A 6,236-nucleotide genomic window follows, 5' to 3' on the forward strand; every position below is an offset into this window, starting at 1 on the left:
CGCCGGGCCTCCTCGGCCCGCAGCAGCGCCTCCTCGGCCTTGCGCTGCTTCTCCAGCCGGCGTTCCTCCGCCTCGGCCCGCAGCCTGGCCTGCTCCTCCGCGAGCTTGCGCAACCGCTCCTGCTCGTCCCGGCGTGCCTTCTCCTCCGCCTCGCGCTTGCGCCGCTCCTCCTCGGCGAGCCGCCTGGCCTCCTCCGCCCGCTGACGGGCCTCCTCCGCCTGCCGTTCGGCCTCGCGCTGCCGCGCGGCCTCCTCCTCGGCCTTGCGGCGGGCCTCCTCCTCGGCACGGAGCTTGGCGAGCTGTTCCTCCCGCTCGCGCGCCAGGCGCTCCTCCTCGGCCTTGCGCGCGGCCTCTTCCTCCGCCTTGCGCCGGATCTCCTCCTCGGCCTTGCGCCGGGCCTCCTCCTGCGCCCGCACCTCGGCCTCGGAGAGCGGAAGCAACCGATCCAGCCGGTGGCGTACGACCGTGGTGACGGCCTCGGGGTCCTGGCCCGCGTCCACGACCAGATAGCGTCCGGGGTCGCCCGCCGCGAGGGTCAGGAAGCCCGCGCGCACCCGCTGGTGGAACTCGGCGGGCTCCGACTCCAGCCGGTCCGGTGCCTCGGTGAAACGCTCGCGCGCGGTCTCCGGCGGGACGTCCAGCAGGACCGTCAGATGCGGTACGAGGCCGTCCGTCGCCCAGCGCGAGATCCGGGCGATCTCGGTCGGCGACAGATCGCGGCCCGCGCCCTGGTAGGCGACCGAGGAGTCGATGTAACGGTCGGAGATCACGATCGCCCCCCGCTCCAGAGCGGGCCGTACGACCGAACCGACGTGCTCGGCGCGGTCGGCCGCGTACAGCAGGGCCTCCGCGCGGTTGGACAGACCCGCCGACGACACATCCAGCAGGATCGACCGCAGCCGCTTGCCGACGGGGGTGGCGCCCGGTTCACGGGTGACGACGACCTCGTGGCCCTTGGCCCGGATCCACTCCGCGATCGCCTCGACCTGAGTGGACTTCCCGGCTCCGTCGCCGCCCTCCATGGCGATGAAGAACCCGGTGGGGGCGGGGGCCTGCGCCGGGTCGGCGCCCCGGCGCAGCGCGTCGCCCAGGTCGCGCCGCAGCGGCACACCGGACCGGTCGTCCGTCTTGGCGAGGACGAGCGCGGCGACGGGCAGCAGGAGCGCGCCCACCAGCATCAGGGTGAAGGCCGCGCCGCCGTGCGCGAAGACGAAGTCCTCACCGGCGAGCCGGTGCGGCCCGATCGCGGCGGCGAGCAGCGGTGCGGCGATCGCGCCGAGCCCGATGGCGACGCGGACGGCGGCCTGGAGGTGCGCGGTCATCCGGGGCCGCCGGGGCTCCTCCGACTCCTGGTCGATGAGGGCGTGCCCGGTGCTCGCGGCGACCCCGGCGGCGAGTCCGGCGAGCAGCGCGATGAACAGCACGGTCGCCGTGTCCGGCACCAGGCCCGTCGCGAGCAGCGCGACCCCGGTGACCGCGAGGGCGAGGGCCAGCAGCCGGCGGCGGGACAGAGTGGGCAGTACGGACTCGGCGCCCCGGATACCGAGCGCCGTGCCGCCGGTCAGGGCGAGGACGAGCAGCGCGAAGGCGGCGGGCCCGCCACCGAGGTCGGCGGCGTGCAGTACGGCGACGGCGACGGCCGCCGAGATCGCGCCCGCGACCGACGCACAGCCGAGGACGAACAGCGGTACGGCCCCCGTACGCCCCTTGTCCGCGCCGCCGCCCGCGGCGGCCGGGCGGCGCAGTCCTTCGAGCGGCGAGCGCGGCCGGGGGGTCTGGGAACCGGGCAGTTCGACGAAGTACAGCACCGAAACGGAGGCGGCGAAGAGACCGGCCGCCACATACGACCCCAGTGCGGCCTGGTGCAGCGAGAACCACTCGATGCCGGTGCCGAGCAGATCGCCGATCAGCGTGGCGACGAGCAGGACGGCAGCCCCGACCGGGATGGCCGCGAATCCGGTCCGCAGCCAGAGCCTGCGCAGCGCGTCGAGGTGGTCGGGCAGCGGGCGTACCGCCGAACCCTCCAGCGGCGGGGCGGGCAGCAGCGCGGGGGCGGCGCCGTCGCGGGCGACCGTCCAGAAGCGCTCGGCGGCCCCGGCGACGAAGACCGTGATCAGCAGCATGAGGGCCGCGTTGGCGGGGGTCCAGTCCAGCCACAGGGGTGCCACGACGAGGAGGGCCAGCCGTACGCCGTCCGCGCCGATCATGGTCCAGCGCCGGTCGAGCGGGCCCTTGGACGCGACGAGCGTGGTCAGTGGACCGAGCAGTACGGCCCCGAAGAGCAGTGTCGCGAACACGCGCGTGCCCAGCACGGCGGCCACGGAGAAGGCGGCGCCGCGATATCCGTCGCCGAACGTTCCCTCCACCACCGCCGCCTGCAGCGTGAGCAGCAGCAGCACGAAGACGCCGATGGCGTCCCCGACGGATCCCGTGACATGCGCGTGCCAGAGCCTACGGAGCGACGGGACCCGCAGCAGGGAGCGCAGCGCCCGCCGCCGGGAATCCGCGGCGAGTGCGTCGGAGTCGTCGGAACCGCCGGTGCCTGAGACAGTCTCTGGGACGGTGCTCACGACCACCGGCTGCTCGGCTGGCTGCTCGGATCGCGTCATTCGCCCAGCCTATCCGGAGCCAACCGCTCACCGGCGGTACCGCCCGAACATACGGACGTTTTGTGAGCGGGATGCGAAGGGTGCGTATCCGAGGTCCTCAGAGAACTGAGGGCGCGCTACTCGTCCGAGGACGCTGCCGAGGACTTCGCCGCCGTCTTCTTGGCGGGTGCGGCCTTCTTGGCTGTGGTCTTCTTCGCCGCCGCCTTCTTCGCGGGTGCGGCCTTCTTGGCCGGCGCCGCCTTCTTCGCCGGGGCCTTCTTCGCCGTCTTCTTCTTGGCGGGCGCCTTGGCACGCTTCTCGGCGAGCAGCTCGTAGCCGCGCTCCGGCGTGATCTCCTCGACGCTGTCACCGGTCCGCAGGGTCGCGTTCGTCTCGCCGTCGGTGACATACGGGCCAAAACGCCCGTCCTTGACCACCACGGGCCGCTCGCTCACCGGGTCGGTGCCCAGTTCCTTCAGCGGCGGCTTGGCGGCGGCCCGTCCGCGCTGCTTGGGCTGGGCGTAGATCGCGAGGGCCTGCTCCAGGGTGATGCTGAAGAGCTGGTCCTCGGACTCCAGCGAGCGCGAGTCGGTGCCCTTCTTGAGATACGGGCCGTACCGGCCGTTCTGCGCGGTGATCTCCACACCCTCGGCGTCGGTGCCGACGACCCGGGGCAGCGACATCAGCTTGAGCGCGTCGTCCAGCGTGACCGTGTCCAGCGACATCGACTTGAAGAGCGAGGCCGTACGCGGTTTGACGGCGTTCTTCCCGGTCTTCGGAGTGCCCTCAGGGAGGACTTCGGTGACATACGGGCCGTAACGCCCGTCCTTCGCGATGATCTCGTGCCCCGACCCCGGGTCGGTGCCCAGCGCGAAGTCGCCACTCGGCTTGGCGAGCAGTTCCTCGGCGTACTCGACGGTCAGCTCGTCCGGCGCGAGATCCTCCTGCACATCGGCGCGCTGGTGGCCTTCGGAGTCCTTCTCACCGCGCTCGATATACGGGCCGTACCGGCCGACGCGCAGCACGATCCCGCTGCCGACCGGGAAGCTGGAGATCTCCCGCGCGTCGATCGCGCCGAGGTCGGTGACCAGGGCCTTGAGCCCGCCGAGGTGGTCGCCGTCGCCGCCGCCCGTGGCGGAGGCGGCTCCCTGGGCGGCGCCCTCGGCACCCTCGCCGAAGTAGAAGCGCTTCAGCCACGGCACCGACTGTGCCTCGCCCCGCGCGATGCAGTCGAGGTCGTCCTCCATCTTGGCGGTGAAGTCGTAGTCGACGAGCCGGCCGAAGTGCTTCTCCAGCAGATTGACCACGGCGAAGCTCAGGAACGACGGCACCAGGGCCGTCCCCTTCTTGAAGACATAGCCGCGGTCGAGAATGGTGCCGATGATCGAGGCGTACGTGGAGGGGCGGCCGATCTCGCGCTCCTCCAGCTCCTTGACCAGCGATGCCTCGGTGTAGCGGGCGGGCGGCTTGGTGGCGTGGCCGTCGACCGAGATCTCGTCGGCGGCCAGCGCATCGCCCTCCGCGACCTGCGGCAGCCGGCGCTCACGGTCGTCCAGCTCGGCGTTCGGGTCGTCGGCGCCCTCGACGTACGCCTTCATGAAGCCGTGGAAGGTGATCGTCTTGCCGGACGCGGTGAACTCCACGTCCCGGCCGTCGCTCGCCGTCCCGGCGATCCGCACGGTCACCGAGTTACCGGTGGCGTCCTTCATCTGGGAGGCGACCGTCCGCTTCCAGATCAGCTCGTAGAGCCGGAACTGGTCGCCGGAAAGACCCGTCTCCGCGGGAGTGCGGAAACGGTCGCCCGAGGGCCGGATCGCCTCGTGCGCCTCCTGCGCGTTCTTGACCTTCCCCGCGTACACCCGGGGCTTGTCCGGCAGATAGTTCGCCCCGTACAACTGCGTGACCTGCGCCCGCGCCGCCGAGACCGCGGTGTCGGACAGCGTGGTGGAGTCCGTACGCATATAGGTGATGAAGCCGTTCTCGTACAGCTTCTGCGCGACCTGCATGGTGGCCTTGGCCCCGAAGCCCAGCTTGCGCGACGCTTCCTGCTGCATCGTCGTCGTACGGAAGGGGGCGTACGGGGAGCGGCGGTACGGCTTCGACTCGACCGAGCGCACGCTGTACGCGGCACTCTCCAGCGCGGCGGCCAGCGCGCGGGCGTTCTCCTCGTCCAGATGCAGGACCTGGCCGGACTTCAGCTGTCCGTCCGGGCCGAAGTCACGGCCCTGGGCGACCCGCCGCCCGTCGACCGTGTTCAGCCGGGCCACCAGGGTGGAGGGGTCGCTGGGGTCTCCGGGACGGCCGGTCGAGAAGGTGCCGGTCAGATCCCAGTACTCGGCGGAGCGGAACGCGATGCGCTCGCGCTCCCGCTCGACGACGAGCCGGGTGGCGACGGACTGCACGCGCCCGGCGGACAGCCGGGGCATGACCTTCTTCCACAGGACCGGCGAGACCTCGTAGCCGTAGAGACGGTCGAGGATCCGGCGGGTCTCCTGGGCGTCGACCATGCGCTTGTTCAGCTCGCGCGGGTTGGCCACGGCCGCGCGGATCGCGTCCTTGGTGATCTCGTGGAAGACCATCCGGTGGACGGGGACCTTGGGCTTGAGGACCTCCAGGAGATGCCAGGCGATGGCCTCGCCCTCACGGTCCTCATCAGTGGCGAGATACAGCTCGTCGGAATTGGCGAGCTGCTCTTTGAGCTTCCTGACCTGGGCCTTCTTGTCGGCATTGACGACATAGACCGGCTGGAAGTCATGCTCGACATCGACACCGAGGCGGCGCACCTCACCGGTGTACTTCTCGGGCACCTCGGCCGCGCCGTTCGGGAGGTCGCGGATGTGTCCGACGCTCGCCTCGACAACATAACCAGGGCCGAGGTAACCCTTGATCGTCTTCGCCTTGGCAGGCGACTCGACGATGACGAGTCGGCGGCCGCCCTGTGCGGTCTCGCTGGTCGGGGACAACTTCGCTCTTCTCTCCGGTCGACGCTCGATGTGGGCCTTCACAGCCGTACGGCGCTGGTCGCGCACTGCTGTGGAGCCGCTGTGGTGCTGCTGCCGCTGCGGAGTGTGACGGTACAACCCGCCCCTGTGTCAAACGGCAAAAGCCCGCAACGGCCACTCGAACGGTAACCCGAGTCGGACTGTTCCTGCCGCCCGGACCCGGCTGGTCCGTGTCCGGGCCCCTCGCTCAGACGCGCCCGAAGCACCACACCCCGAGGGCCAGGGACACCACGCCGAAGCCCGTGGTGAGAGCGACGGCCGTGCCGGGGCCGACGCCGTACGCGACGGGTGACCGGTGCAGCACCCGTACCCCTGTCCACAGCAGCAGTCCGCCTCCGAACAGCGCGAACGCCGTTCCGGCGAAGATCGCCGGCCCACTCTCCATACCCGTACCCCGTCCTTCTCCCGACAGCGAGGTGATACGTGGGTCTCCCCGCGGCCGAGGCTGACACCCCCGGGCGTCCTCAACGCGAATTCCGGGTGAACGCCACACGGGTTCACCCGGGCGGGCGCGGCGGGGCGGGGCGGGGCGGGGCCGCGGGAGGCGGGGGCGAGGGGACGGAGCCGGGGGATGGGGCCGGGGATGGGCTTCGCCCGTGGGGCGGCGGGCCTCGGGGTGCCGCAGGGTGCCGCCTCGGTGCGGCAC

At 71.7% G+C, this 6,236-nt stretch carries 3 protein-coding genes; all 3 read right to left on the bottom strand.

Annotated elements, in window-relative coordinates:
• On the bottom strand, positions 1–2,609 hold a 2,609-nt coding region (gene tmk / locus ACWF94_RS30020), incomplete at its 3' end, for a dTMP kinase (RefSeq protein ID WP_453495385.1).
• Between the two features lie 116 nt (positions 2,610–2,725).
• A complete protein-coding gene (gene topA, locus ACWF94_RS30025) occupies positions 2,726–5,551 on the bottom strand; it encodes a type I DNA topoisomerase (protein WP_453495388.1) in 2,826 nt (941 codons plus the stop codon).
• A 226-nt stretch (positions 5,552–5,777) separates the two neighbouring features.
• Complete coding sequence (locus tag ACWF94_RS30030) at positions 5,778–5,975, bottom strand: hypothetical protein (protein ID WP_453495391.1); 198 nt, start codon at positions 5,973–5,975, stop codon at positions 5,778–5,780.
• Positions 5,976–6,236 lie beyond the last annotated feature (261 nt).

The sequence above is a fragment of the Streptomyces sp. NPDC055078 genome (assembly GCF_053607985.1).